Raw genomic sequence first — 12,277 nt, 5'->3', positions numbered from 1 at the left:
GAAAGGCGTTTTTGTCATGAGCCTTGATCGCTTCTACCCTATTTTTGACAGTGCAGCTTGGATCAAACGGCTTGTCCCGCTTGGGATCAAATTGGTGCAACTGCGCATCAAAGATGCCGATGATCAGACAATCCGCACCGAAATTTCTGCCGCCAAAGAAGTTTGCGCCCGCACAGGGACCACACTTGTGATCAATGACTACTGGCAGGCGGCAATTGATCTGGGATGCGACTGGATCCACCTTGGGCAAGAGGATCTGGATGATGCTGACACGGATGCTATCCGCGCTGCAGGCATAAAGCTGGGCATCAGCACCCACGACCGCGCTGAACTGGCCCGCGCCATAGCATTGAAACCAGATTATGTAGCTTTGGGGCCTATTTACCCGACGATCCTCAAGCAAATGAAATGGCATGAGCAAGGCGTTGAGAAACTGAGAAAATGGCGAGCAGAAATTGGCGACACCCCCCTGATCGCGATTGGTGGAATGACAATTGAGCGCGCGGCAGGTGCTTATTCTGCAGGCGCAGACGTGGTGTCTGCCGTCACAAATATTACTCTTAATGCGGACCCTGAAGCGCAGGTCAAAGCGTGGCTGCAGGCAACGGGCACGCCACATTCCGCCACACCGCGCGGTGACACATGAGCCGCTATGCGCGCCAGATAATCTTGCCCCAGATCGGCAAGCTAGGACAGCGTGCCCTTGAGGCCGCGCATGTGCTTGTGATCGGTGCGGGCGGGCTTGGCTGTCCTGTTTTGCAATATCTTGTGGGCGCTGGCATTGGGCGGATCACCTTGGTGGACGGCGATGTGGTCAGCGAAAGTAACTTGCACCGTCAAATTCTCTACCGGATGGATGACATCGGCGCGCCGAAGGCAAAAGCGGCGGCCACAGCAATGGCGGCGCTAAACCCAGCCTGCCAGATCACCACCCTTACAGAGCCACTCACCCCCGCGAACGTGGACAATTTGCTGCAAGGCATCACAATCGCCCTTGATTGCGCCGACAGCTTTGCGGCCAGTTACATCTTGTCAGATGCTTGTTTGGCCGCACAAACCCCGCTGATCAGCGCCTCTGCATTGGGAACCACCGGTTATGTCGGCGGGTTTTGCGCGACTGCCCCTTCTTTGCGTGCCGTCTTTCCCGAACTGCCCCAAACGGCCGCAAATTGTGCCACCGCTGGCGTCATGGGACCTGTTGTGGGAACCATAGGCGCGCTACAAGCCCAGATGGCGCTGTGCGTTTTGCTAAGCACCCAGCCAAGCCCACTTGGCCAGTTGATGACCCTGAACCTGAGCGATTTCAGCACAGGCGGGTTTCGCTTTGATGGCGCCCGCGAGCCTGACGCCGCCGATGCGCTTCGCTTTATTGCCCCGCATCATATCACAGCCACAGACCGCGTGATTGAACTGCGCCCTGAGGCGGAGGCCCAAAACCCCGTAGTCCCGCGTGCCGAGCGCTATTTAGTGCCGGACATGAGCCATATTGCTCTGACGCCCCCGACGACGCGCACGGTCCTGACCTGTCGATCTGGGCTGCGCGCCTGGCAAGCTGCACGCGCATTACAAGCGCGCGGCCAGGCGGATTTTGCCCTTATCGCGATGGGCGACGCCCCATCCCTACCCATCGATCCATGACACAACGCCAACACTCATAAACGTAATCCAAACACCCCTTCACCCTGAAAAGGACATCCCTAATGAAACTTCTCTCTACCACCGCGGCACTGATCCTCGCCGCTGCGCCGGCATTTTCGCAAGACAAAATGACTTTGCTTCTCGACTGGTTCGTTAACCCCGATCACGGGCCGATTATTGTGGCGCAGGAAAAAGGCTACTTTGCGGAGGAAGACCTTGAAGTTGAAGTCATCGCACCCGCTGATCCGTCTGATCCACCCAAGCTGGTGGCGGCAGGGCGTGCCGAATTGGCCATCTCGTATCAACCGCAGTTGCACCTTCAAGTACACGAAGGCCTGCCGCTTAAGCGCGTAGGCACATTGGTCGCGACACCGCTGAATTGCCTGTTGGTTCTTGAAGACGGACCAATTGAGACACCTGCTGATCTCAAAGGCAAAAAGATCGGCTTTTCTGTGGGCGGCGTTGAAGAAGCCGTGCTGCAAAGCGTATTGGGCACCCACGGGGTTGGCTTGGACGAGGTAGAGTTGGTGAACGTCAACTTCTCGCTCTCGCCGTCACTTATGTCAGGTCAGGTAGACGCGGTAATCGGCGCGTTCCGTAACTTTGAGCTGAACCAAATGGATATCGAAGGCGTGGCGGGCAAGTGCTTCTTCGTCGAAGAAGAAGGCCTGCCCCCCTACGACGAGCTGATCTATGTGGCAAATCCAGACAAAATGGACGCAGACATGATCGGACGCTTCTTAGCCGCCACAGAAAAAGCGACCCAATACATCGTGAACCACCCCGAAGACAGCTGGGAGATTTTCTCAGCTACCTCGACAGAACTCCAAGACGAGTTAAACGACCGCGCGTGGGACGACACAATTCCACGCTTTGCCCTGCGCCCTGCGGCATTCGATGCGGGACGCTACGCAGCCTATGAACAGTTCTTGTTTGAGGCCGGCCTGATCCCATCTGTGAACCCAGTTGAGAAACTGTCCATCGACGTGACGGCCCGATGAACAGCCAGTTGCCAAGCTACGGCGCCACGTTTGATGCGTGGCGCCTTGGCGCGCCGGATGAATGGGCCGCCTATACCCGCCACGCCTTTGTCAAAGGGCTTGGCGACGGCAGCCTGCCACGCGTGGCGTTTCTACATTATCTGGTACAAGACTATGTGTTCTTGGTCCATTTCTCACGGGCTTGGTCCCTTGGCGTGGTCAAATCGGAAACACTTGCAGAAATGAAGACCTGCGCCAGCACGGTGGACGCATTAGTAAATCATGAAATGGCGCTGCACGTAAAAACCTGTGCCGCAGAAGGCATCAGTGAGGCAGAGCTTTTTGCCGCCACGGAGGCCACAGAAAACATCGCCTACACCCGCTATGTAATGGATGCAGGCCTGCAAGGCGACTTTCTTGACTTGATGGCGGCCCTAATGCCCTGCGTTATGGGCTATGGCGAGATTGGGTTGTCTTTGGCCGCACAAGCAGAAACCTCGCCATATAGCGACTGGATCAACACCTACGCCGACCCTGAATATCAGGCAGTCTGCACGAATGCGGGCGAAATGCTTGACGGTGCTGTGGCGCATAGATTGGGAACAAAACCGCAAGACAGCCCCCGTTGGGCACAGCTGCAAGCGCGGTTCACCAAGGCCACGGCACTTGAAGTAGGCTTCTGGCAAATAGGGTTAAACGGTGCAGCATGACCCATCCCGCCATCAAATCTTCCGCCACTTTGTCCACCGGTCCAAGCATTTACTTTCAAGGTAGTTTTACGTTTTCCACCGGCCCTCTTTTTGAGGATGTATCACTGCGCCTTTGCGGCGGTGAATGGAATTGCCTTTTGGGGCCGTCAGGCGTTGGGAAGTCGACAATTTTGCGGCTTATCTTGGGTCTGCAAACAGACGGGCATTTTGACGGGGAGATCACAGCAGATGACGGTACCGCGCTAACCAACCGCGCCAGCTATATGGCGCAGTCAGACCTGCTGCTGCCGTGGCTCAACGTGCTTGAAAACACCTGCCTTGGGGCGCGCCTGCGCGGTCAAACACCGGACATCGAACGCGCGCGCAGCCTTTTACACCGCGTGGGCCTTGGGGCGCATCTTGATAAACGACCTGCCTCATTGTCTGGGGGAATGCGCCAACGGGCCGCTCTTGCGCGGACCTTGATGGAGGACCGCGACATTGTGTTGCTTGATGAGCCGTTCTCGGCACTTGATGCGGGCACACGCGCCGACATGCAGGAGCTAGCCGCCAAAGCGCTCTGGGGTAAAACAGTTTTACTTGTAACCCACGACCCCGCTGAGGCCGCGCGCCTTGCCCATCAGATTATTCTTCTGTCCGCAGGCGGCGCCACCACGTGGCCCACGCCAGCCAGCCCCCCTATTCGCGACATTCACGCGCCCGATACCATAAGCTGTCAAGCAGCGTTGCTGGATCATTTGCGCGCCGGTACCGCCATAACCAACCAAACGCCACAGGAGGATGCACAATGAAGCGGCTTGATGCACTGTGGGCCCTGCTGGCTGGAATTGCCGCGTGGCAAGCGCTTGTGATGATAACAGGTGCGCCCCATTTTATCCTGCCTTCGCCTCTGCGCGTGGCGAGCACGGCGATCAAAAGCTATGAGATCATCCTGAGCAACGCATGGGTCACCGCCCTTGAAGTTGGGCTTGGCCTCGTGTTGGGAACTGCCCTTGGGGTGGCGACTGCGATCCACCTGACCACTTCGGCCCTGGCCCGCCGCATCATGCTGCCCATGTTGGTTTTTACCCAAGCGGTACCTGTCTTTGCGCTTGCCCCGATCCTGACGCTATGGTTCGGCTATGGGATCGGCTCAAAAGTTATCATGGCAGTGCTGATCATCTACTTCCCAGTCACATCCGCGTTTCATGACGGGCTGTCGCGCACGCCCCCCGCATTGCTTGATCTGGCCAAAACCATGGGAGCCACACCACGCCAATCACTGTGGCGCTTACGCATCCCGCACGCCCTACCCAGCCTTGGAACCGGCCTAAGGCTGGCCGCTGTTTACGCGCCCATCGGTGCCGTCATCGGAGAATGGGTTGGCGCATCCAAAGGGCTTGGATACCTGATGCTTTTGGCAAATGGCCGGGCCAAAATTGACTTGATGTTTGCAGCACTCATTACGCTGGCAATCATGACTGTGGCACTGCATTGGGCGATAGGAAAGCTGGCGGCGCGGCTGGACGCCTATGCCCAAGGGTGAGGTGACTGACGTCCAGAAGGGAAGTCAGCTTGACCATCTAAACCTCAACTTTCTTGAACTTAGAGCTAATCTCTATTGGCATTAGTCGCACGCTGACTATTATGGGTCGTCCAGTTCCTAAACATGATGGTGGGGTAGTTCAAATGCGGAACTCAGCTGTCTGTTGTAGAGCCGGCGACCGTAACGTAAATAAACGACCCGCTACTATCCATCAACCAATGTAACAGCAATAGCGGTAATGAATAAAGCGCGTCACCAACTCACATAAATCTGTGAAGGCGACTACATGACCAGTAGGTACAATAAGTCTTGTCTGCTCAGGTATTTTGGTAGTGCACGACCTAGTCAAAGCTCGCAGCGGCAGTATCATCAATGTGGGAGCAAACACTTTGGCAACATGTGACATTCTTAGATTTCCAAGCATGCGACAGCTAGCTCGATGCGCTATAACTACCAACTTTCACGGCGTTTCTCATAGTAAAGCCAGTAACTAGCGTCCGCATTTTTCCCGCATAGGGGCGTGAGGTTTTGCTAGGCTTCAACTGGTGTACGACGAGCTTCGTCGGTACGCGATGTCGATGAACTCGACAAAATCACAGTTCTCAATAACCACTTAATTGTCTGCGCTCCCCACCAAATCGCCGCGATCAATTACGCGTCTTAAATCATGATTATTTCATGTAAGATTTTGTATCATAATTAATGATTTGTCAGCGTTGCATTAACTATTTGGGGTTTAAATGCAGTAACAAAGCACCGGAGAATTCCACATGCTATTCCGCCCCGAAATCACATCATGTTTGGTGGCGTTAGGCCTTGTAGCGGGATGTGCGCAAGCCCCTACAGACAGCGTATATGTTTCGGACGCAGTCGGTGACATATTAAGTAGTGGGCCGGCTGATGTGGTTAATTCTGCTATCACGGTGAAACTTAAGGATTACCAACCATCCATCAAAGCAGCAGCCCTATCAAGTAGCGCCTATGCCGGATCAAAAGCGGCCATCGAAGGTGCCGCCCAAGGCGTGACTGTCGCCAACAGCGCCCTCGCCCCGCAAGTATCTTTGCAATCCCAATTGGGCGGTGTTTCCGAGGAAGACACAACCGGCACCGAAGACACCACCGGCATCAGTGCAAGCCTGTCGGTCAACAAGCTCATTTACGACGGCGGCGCATCGGTCTCTGGGATCAACTCGGCTTTCGCCCGTGTCATCGCCGCTGAGGCCCAAGCCGAGGAAGCCATCACGGGCATCGTGGCCGATATGGCCTCTGCCTGGATTGATCTATGGCAGTATCAACAACGAAGCGCTCTGTTGGCCGAACGGTCACAGGAAGGACGCGGCATTGTGCAACAGATGGACCGCCTCGTTGCCAGCGGCATGGTGGACAAATCATCTGCCGCCAGTGCCAAGATTCAGATCCACGATCTCGACATTGAAGAACTGCGGCTGAGCGAGCGCGTGAGTGATGCACAAAGCCGCTTGTCGAAATGCCTAAAGCATGATGGTGGCGCCGTTGCGCGCCCTTCACAGATTATCTCGCTGCCCACCGGCAAAAACGCTGCAACAGCGTGGCAGGGTAATCCTGCATTGCGCGGCACAGCAGCATCAATCGTGATTGCGGAACAAGACGTTCAGATTGCAGCCGCACAAAAGAAGCCAACCGTTGGTTTGCGCGCTGGCGTCGATAGCCCCATGTCACAAACAAGCAGTACTGACGTAGCCCTTGGGCTCCAGCTGAGCTGGACATTAGGGGATGGCGGGCGACGTGATGCAGAGCTAGCAGCGCGCGAAGCCAATCTGATCCGTGAGAAACAGCAGTTTGACACGCAAAAGCGCGAAACCGTTGCGATGCTGTCTCAAATGATGAAAACCCGCGCCTCACTTGTCAGTAGCCGATCTTCTGTACGCGCCAAAAACGCAGAAGTACTCGCCTCACGCGATACGCTCAAAAAACAACTGGCAACCGGTCAAGCCGATCTGAAGCGCGTCATTGACGCGGAAATTCAAGCGCTGCGCACTGCCCTGCTAAGCGCATTGCTAAGCCCACATCACTAGGCCAACCAGCCACGTTTTGATTGGTGACGCGCAAACCGCATCCAGCGCATCGCCAACATTGCCGCAAGCAACACGACCAAAAAGCCCAACACATCCCCGATCGTAATGAACGCGACCTCTTTCAAACCTTGGGCAAAACCGGTTGTCAGCAGGATAGAGTTCAAAAAGCCGGACAGCAGCCCCACACACAAAAGCTCGCGCCAGTTTAGGCGGAATGTCATCGGCTGCGGCACAATCACCCGTAACCAATGCAGTACATGAAATGAAATAAACGGCGCCAAAAGTGACATCACAGCCATCGTGATTAATTCGTCATAGTTATTGTTCCAGTCGCTGAGCGTCGTGAAATGCCACACAGCAACGGGAAGTAGATAAAAAAAGCCACGCCAGCCAAGAGTATAGATTGCCAGAATTTTGATACCGTTCGGAAGGAAAAGTAGGATGCCGAAGACTTCGCCAAAAATCATGGCTTGTAGGGGAACGACGACGTTCCACGATATCCACAACATAGAAAAATAAGCGCCCGTTAAGGCGCTTATCAAAATAGCTTCAAGCCCGATCGCTCTATACATGCGGCCCACTCTTGTGACCGGCGCATGCGATCGGTTGGCCTATGCTTTGAGGATATAGTCCGACACTTTGCTGTCGGACTCTTTGACCAGCAACTGACGCTCGCCTAAAGACTTGATTGCACGGAAGAACGTGCTGCGTGACATGGCTGCAAGAGGTTCCTGCGCCATCAATGACGCCAACTCGACACGGCCGCGATCGTCTACGATCAAAGCGGCTGCGCAAATAACTGCCGACTCGGCGGCAGAGATCTCGCCCAGACCAATTTCTTTTTCCATCTGCAGCAAAGTAAGGCGCAGCTTGGCAAAGCTCTTCAAAAGAGTCACATCCACGATTTCTATCCCAGTTTAGTATGTGAAAAATATTCACAGCGCCGCAGGCAATATTACCAAAAGCGTTCGGACTGTTAGCATAACAAAAATAGTCCTCCAAGATTGTCAGCGCCCCGAAATGGAAAATCTCACAAAAATTTCACTCTAAAAATGTTTCCGAATATCACTACTCCAAATCGCCTCTCGTGTCTACACGGTACTTCCCTCCGCAGGACACTCAACGACTCATCCCCATTGGCACGCACGTTTTTCGCACCACGGCGACATGCCCCAGAGAACTGCGCTCACTCTTCTAATCTAGTTATGAAACCAAAGATGGCAGAGCCAGAGGCACCTCAGCCGCGCCGTCGATGGCTGAAACCTCAGTATCCTGCTTCAACAAATCATCCTTTTCGTTGGTCGCAAAGATTATCGGCAAGCCGGACAACTCAGACACAGGAACCGCAGGGCTGTATCGGAACCCTTGCAGAAAATCAGCGCCCTCTGCGCGAACAGACGCTTCCTGATCCGCAGTTTCGATGCCTTCGCATACTGTCTTAATGCCCAAGTCCTTCGCCATTTGCAGCGCCATCGTAAGAACCGTCCGCTCCACGCTGTTGTTTTGGCAATTGTGAACAATAAACCGATCAAGCTTCAGCACATCTGGCTTAATTCGCACGAGGCTGGTTAGCGAAGCATGACCCGTCCCGAAATCATCAATCGCGATCTTCACGCCAAGATCACGAACGGTCTTAAGCGCAACCAACTCCTCTGGCCCCCAATCATCCACAAGAACGGTCTCCAAAATCTCGATCGTGACGCGGACGCCCTCGGCGCGCGCACTTTTCAAAATGCGCAGGAGGTCCGACTTCACCAGACCTTGTTGTGTGACGTTCAAGTGAAGATGTTTGGGGACAGAAGGCGCCCATATGTCACCGTCCAGATTATCCAACGCCTGCTTGAACACGTCCCAGCCAATGTTGTCCGTTAAGCCCAAAGCCACGGCATCTTTGTAAAATGAACCGGGTTACAAAATCCCCCGTACCGGGTGGTTCCAGCGGGCTAACACTTCAAAAGCCGCAGTACAGCCGGATCGCGCATCAATAATTGGTTGAAGGAACGGAACAAACTCACCGCGGTCAAACCCCAATTTGATTTCTTTACGCAGCTGCGTTTGCCGCAGAGCCCGTCGATGCAAAACAGTCGAATAGTAAACGATCTGCCCCTTGCCCTTTTCTTTTGCCGCATAAACAGCAAAGTCCAATCGTTTGGTAATTTCGCGCGATGCTATGTTTGGTGAATTTTGGGCAAACACATCAATGCTCGCACCGATCTCAATCCTCAGACCACGAAACCGAATAGGGCGTGAAAACTGAAGCAAACAGCGATGCGCGATACGCGCTGCATCACTTCCAGATGACAGCGTCCGTAAAACAATGATAAATTCATCCCCGCCCACACGCGTCACAAGGTCTGTAGGCCGCACACAAGATGACAGCCGATGCGCAACCTCGCGCAAGACCGCGTCACCTGCGTCATGGCCATGCAGGTCGTTGATGGACTTAAATCTATCAAGATCGATGCCGATCAACGTCACCAGAGTGGGCTCTGACGTGGACCAGTTATGCATAAGTGCCTGATCATAGGCCCTGCGGTTACCAACCCCGGTCAACGGATCAGTTAAGGCAAGGCGCTCCATTTCACGTTGGCTTTTGTTGACACGCGTGGCGGCTTTGACCCCGAAGCAAAAGATAAAGAAAATGCCTGTTGCAACAATTGCGGCCAATGCAAAATGCGGATCGTCATAGAGGTTGCCAATGTTTTGGTAGAGCAAGGCAAGGATAAGACTGAACGGCACAAAGATCAGCACCTTGCGCCGGGTCTGCTCACTTCCTGCCTTGACGGAAAACAGCACCCGCACCCAGACAGATTGTGGACTGTGTGCCAACAACCCGCATTGCAGCAAGAATATGGTAATCGCCTCTGAACGAAACAGCCCGTAATAGAATGCAAACTGTGTGAATGCCGATGCCCCAAAAGCAAACCCGATAAGAGCCGTAGTTATCATCACGAACACTGAAGTGTCTAAAACCTGTGATACAGCCATCAGCTTTACACCACCATTACAACGAAGCAGCAAGCTGACCGGCATACTGAGCAAAGCAACGGTTGTGACGGTGGAAAGGTCTGAAAAATTCGGTGGTTTGAAATAAACATACACAACTTGCGTAAACAGCAGCGTTGTCGTCATACAGGCCGCGGCAAAATAAGGCATCAGGGTCTTGCAATGCTCTGTTTGACCCAACTTGTTTGTATGTAGCGCAAACACGGCGATACTTTTTCCGAGCAACAACGCGGAGATCAATTTACAGGTGTTCAAAAACGCGGTGTCTGCATTTGACGCATGGCCGCCCACACCAAATGCCCCAACCAGAAGCAATATAAGTGACAGTGCCCCTGCACAAAATGCAGCAAATTTGCCAAGCGAACGTAGATCTAATTGTGAGGGTAGCATTTGCGCGCTCCGGCAGACGATTAATCGGTGCCGTAAGAATTCGTTAACCGCGTTAAAGAAAGGTTAATTAAAATTAACAGAAGATGTATCTTTTGATTTTTGCAGGGCGCTTTTGTGTAGGAGCTGCCTGCGTCTGTGATCGGTGATATGACATATGGGTAAAAGACAGCGCAAATAGTGTCGCGAATGGCTCTTTTGGCTAAACTTCTATTGCTTCATTCTTAGTTCAAAGCCCACCCGTTCATTCGCGAATACGCCATTGAAGTCTTGCGCTCCCCAGTAGTTGTGGACGGACCGAACAAAGAACCGACAAATGTTTTATGCCACGAATTTGCGCGCTGAACTGAGACCGTACAACATCTTAAGGCGAAAAGTATTCAACGAAGTTTGAAACTAAACGCTTTGGTTTTGAAGATATAAATGGTACCCCTACACGTATGCCAATCATTAATGATTTCAATAGGTTACGTAAACAATTTTTATAACAGATAGATAAGTCTCTATAAGTTAAGCTTGGTCAGATTCAGTATTAATAAATTATCATCATAAGTGTAACATCAAGTGTAGCTTCCGGAGGCAAGTTTGCTCCACACCGATATTCAGGTTCGAAAGTGGAGATCGATCAACCTGCGGTCAACGCCTATACTTGCAAGGCTGGGATGACGGAACAAAAGTCTTTGAGTTCCGTACAAAGTCGGGCTGGGTAACCCTTGGGTCATACCCAAAGCTGTCGCCGGCGGAAGCAAGGCAATGATACCAGTCTGCAAGCGTCTCTTGAAAGACAATGTCGTCAGCTCTGCCGGCGAGCAATCAAAGGCGCAGATCGCACCCCAACTGCAACACCGCATACGCGGAGCGCTGAACGCAGCTGGATACGAAAGTATTGGCCGCAAGTTTACCCCTGGGGACTACAAAGGCATGACGATTTTTGCGCTCATAAAGCCATCATGAAGTTAGAAATAGAGTGTACTGACGAGGGGAGCAAACTACTGGAGCTTGCTCCTTTTTGCCCCCGTTCCCACCAATTCAGGGGGAGCGGTAGAGCAAGTAGAGCCGTTGTACCGATACTTTTTACTTACCCCTAACACATTGGTTAATATAAATAATTACTGTACATTTGCAATGACAAGAAAGCGGCTAGAGTGTGAAGTATAAGTTATGTGGAAATTGCTCCCCTCGCTCCCCCTAGGCTTTTTAAATGCCGATCAGCTTAATCGCCGCCAGTGAACACCGCGCGGGCTATTGAAAATCTCGACGGCCGAAGCAGAAGGAAAAGCCTCACTGCCCGACAGGCTTACATCGAAATACCTGTGATTGCAGCGAAGGTGTTTGCCTGTACTTCACTATAGCGGTGTGCATAAGCACGCCTTCCTCAAAACGAAACAGATCGCTACGGTCTTCGTTTTCAGCAGTTGCTCGGAACCCTCCGTTCCCAAGCCGGCGCATGTCGTAATCTTTATGATAAAAGACACCGTCACCAGACACTTTGTTATCGGTCCAAGTGAACGTAAGAGACCGCCCCTCATAAACGGGTCGCATGGCACCCTCAGCAGAAAGAGAAACTCTGTCGAGTTCCTTACAAATGAACGTTCCCAGAGCTTCAGCAGCACTGGTGGTCGCAAGCAGGATGAAGATAACTTTTAACATAAGTAAAGGGTAGCCAATATCGTATCCAAATCAAGTTTTTGCTTGTTCATCCTTCAGTGAGGAAGTCTCCACCTTGCCCGCTGGATACCGGAAGGCAGCGCAAACTGTTGGTCACAAGTAACACAATTGCAAAGGCAGAGCGCTTAATACGCTGTAACAAAATCGGTTCAGAAAGATCACATAAAATACACAGATCCGTTACGCAGCACATCTGCTCCGTGTCCTGCAGTGGGCTGGGTATTACGAAGTGAACATGGAAGTTCTCATGATCTACGCCCTCATGTGCAAAGCACCAGCGTGCCATCCGCATGTTCTGACGCTCAGCTG

11 protein-coding genes and 2 pseudogenes are annotated in these 12,277 nt (G+C 52.8%); 7 read left to right on the top strand and 6 right to left on the bottom strand.

What is annotated here, in order from left to right:
- The first annotated feature begins 16 nt into the window (after positions 1-16).
- The 7 genes from ACTF5M_RS10445 (at position 17) to ACTF5M_RS10415 (ending at position 6,907) form a co-directional block, all read left to right on the top strand.
- Positions 17-646: a thiamine phosphate synthase gene (locus ACTF5M_RS10445; protein ID WP_438960936.1), complete on the top strand. Its 630-nt coding sequence runs from the start codon at positions 17-19 to the stop codon at positions 644-646.
- Positions 643-1,638 carry a ThiF family adenylyltransferase gene (locus tag ACTF5M_RS10440; protein ID WP_438960934.1) on the top strand — a complete coding sequence of 332 codons (996 nt, stop codon included), beginning with the start codon at positions 643-645 and terminating at the stop codon, positions 1,636-1,638. The genes ACTF5M_RS10445 and ACTF5M_RS10440 overlap by 4 nt, the downstream gene beginning before the upstream one ends.
- 62 nt (positions 1,639-1,700) lie before the next feature.
- Positions 1,701-2,639 (top strand): ABC transporter substrate-binding protein, encoded by a 939-nt coding sequence (locus tag ACTF5M_RS10435; RefSeq protein ID WP_438960933.1) that lies wholly within the window; start codon positions 1,701-1,703, stop codon positions 2,637-2,639.
- On the top strand, positions 2,636-3,328 hold the full coding sequence (gene tenA / locus ACTF5M_RS10430; protein ID WP_438960932.1) for a thiaminase II: 693 nt from the start codon (positions 2,636-2,638) through the stop codon (positions 3,326-3,328). The genes ACTF5M_RS10435 and tenA overlap by 4 nt, the downstream gene beginning before the upstream one ends.
- 29 nt (positions 3,329-3,357) lie before the next feature.
- Positions 3,358-4,119 carry an ABC transporter ATP-binding protein gene (locus tag ACTF5M_RS10425; protein ID WP_438960935.1) on the top strand — a complete coding sequence of 254 codons (762 nt, stop codon included), beginning with the start codon at positions 3,358-3,360 and terminating at the stop codon, positions 4,117-4,119.
- Positions 4,116-4,853, top strand: a complete 738-nt coding sequence (locus ACTF5M_RS10420; protein WP_438960931.1) for an ABC transporter permease — start codon at positions 4,116-4,118, stop codon at positions 4,851-4,853. The genes ACTF5M_RS10425 and ACTF5M_RS10420 overlap by 4 nt, the downstream gene beginning before the upstream one ends.
- Before the next feature lie 902 nt (positions 4,854-5,755).
- Positions 5,756-6,907, top strand: coding sequence for a TolC family protein (locus ACTF5M_RS10415; RefSeq protein ID WP_438960930.1), 1,152 nt, complete (start codon positions 5,756-5,758; stop codon positions 6,905-6,907).
- Here the strand turns inward: ACTF5M_RS10415 and ACTF5M_RS10410 are convergent.
- The 6 genes and pseudogenes from ACTF5M_RS10410 to ACTF5M_RS10385 all read right to left on the bottom strand — a co-directional run.
- Positions 6,904-7,479 (bottom strand): hypothetical protein, encoded by a 576-nt coding sequence (locus tag ACTF5M_RS10410; protein ID WP_438960929.1) that lies wholly within the window; start codon positions 7,477-7,479, stop codon positions 6,904-6,906. The genes ACTF5M_RS10415 and ACTF5M_RS10410 overlap by 4 nt on opposite strands.
- Positions 7,480-7,518: 39 nt before the next feature.
- The gene (locus ACTF5M_RS10405; protein ID WP_341247186.1) at positions 7,519-7,803 is read right to left on the bottom strand and encodes a hypothetical protein; all 285 of its coding nucleotides are present in this window, start codon (positions 7,801-7,803) and stop codon (positions 7,519-7,521) included.
- 307 nt (positions 7,804-8,110) lie between these two features.
- Positions 8,111-8,794, bottom strand: a pseudogene (locus ACTF5M_RS10400) (EAL domain-containing protein); the annotation flags it as partial.
- A gap of 21 nt (positions 8,795-8,815) precedes the next feature.
- Positions 8,816-9,856, bottom strand: a complete 1,041-nt coding sequence (locus ACTF5M_RS10395) for a diguanylate cyclase domain-containing protein (RefSeq protein ID WP_438960928.1) — start codon at positions 9,854-9,856, stop codon at positions 8,816-8,818.
- A gap of 1,725 nt (positions 9,857-11,581) precedes the next feature.
- Complete coding sequence (locus ACTF5M_RS10390) at positions 11,582-11,950, bottom strand: hypothetical protein (RefSeq protein WP_438960927.1); 369 nt, start codon at positions 11,948-11,950, stop codon at positions 11,582-11,584.
- 46 nt (positions 11,951-11,996) lie between these two features.
- Positions 11,997-12,277 (bottom strand): annotated as a pseudogene (locus ACTF5M_RS10385) (hypothetical protein); the annotation flags it as partial.

Source organism: Nereida sp., assembly GCF_965655635.1.
In the GTDB taxonomy this organism is placed as follows: Bacteria; Pseudomonadota; Alphaproteobacteria; order Rhodobacterales; family Rhodobacteraceae; genus Nereida.
The sequence above is the reverse complement of the archived record's forward strand: the minus strand, read 5'-3'. Positions and strand labels throughout refer to the sequence as shown.

Excerpts from the sequence above, each read along its gene's own strand:
- ACTF5M_RS10395 (WP_438960928.1), bottom strand. The coding sequence starts at position 9,856 with ATGATAACTACGGCTCTTATCGGGTTTGCTTTTGGGGCATCGGCATTC.
- ACTF5M_RS10390 (WP_438960927.1), bottom strand. The coding sequence starts at position 11,950 with ATGTTAAAAGTTATCTTCATCCTGCTTGCGACCACCAGTGCTGCTGAA.
- ACTF5M_RS10445 (WP_438960936.1), top strand. The coding sequence starts at position 17 with ATGAGCCTTGATCGCTTCTACCCTATTTTTGACAGTGCAGCTTGGATC.
- tenA (WP_438960932.1), top strand. The coding sequence starts at position 2,636 with ATGAACAGCCAGTTGCCAAGCTACGGCGCCACGTTTGATGCGTGGCGC.
- ACTF5M_RS10440 (WP_438960934.1), top strand. The coding sequence starts at position 643 with ATGAGCCGCTATGCGCGCCAGATAATCTTGCCCCAGATCGGCAAGCTA.
- ACTF5M_RS10420 (WP_438960931.1), top strand. The coding sequence starts at position 4,116 with ATGAAGCGGCTTGATGCACTGTGGGCCCTGCTGGCTGGAATTGCCGCG.
- ACTF5M_RS10435 (WP_438960933.1), top strand. The coding sequence starts at position 1,701 with ATGAAACTTCTCTCTACCACCGCGGCACTGATCCTCGCCGCTGCGCCG.
- ACTF5M_RS10410 (WP_438960929.1), bottom strand. The coding sequence starts at position 7,479 with ATGTATAGAGCGATCGGGCTTGAAGCTATTTTGATAAGCGCCTTAACG.